A 559-nucleotide genomic window follows, 5' to 3' on the forward strand; every position below is an offset into this window, starting at 1 on the left:
ACATCCGCAGCTTCGGCACACGGCTTGAGCCCCGATACATTTTCGGCGCAGGCCGGCTTAACTAGACCAGTGAGCTATTACGCTTTCTTTAAAGGATGGCTGCTTCTAAGCCAACCTCCTGGTTGTCATGGCCTTCCCACATCCTTTCCCACTTAGCCGTGATTTGGGGGCCTTAGCTGGCGGTCTGGGCTGTTTCCCTCTCGACGATGGACCTTAGCACCCACCGTCTGTCTGCCGGGCTGTGCTCCACGGTATTCGGAGTTTGGTTAGGTTTGGTAAGCCTCGCGGCCCCCTAGCCCATCCAGTGCTCTACCCCCGTGGGCAATCGCCCGACGCGCTACCTAAATAGCTTTCGCGGAGAACCAGCTATTTCCCGGTTTGATTGGCCTTTCACCCCTAGCCACAGGTCATCTCCGACTTTTTCAACAGGCGTGAGTTCGGTCCTCCAGTGCGTGTTACCGCACCTTCAACCTGCCCATGGCTAGATCACCGGGTTTCGGGTCTAAAGCCTGCAACTCTGACGCCCTGTTCAGACTCGCTTTCGCTGCGCCTCCGCCTA

Annotated in this window: 1 rRNA gene; it reads right to left on the reverse strand. The window is 57.4% G+C overall.

Features of this window, described 5'->3' with window-relative positions:
- Positions 1–559 (reverse strand): 23S ribosomal RNA (locus tag ACSVC7_RS32760); the annotation flags it as partial.

This window comes from Azospirillum mesophilum (assembly GCF_053470405.2).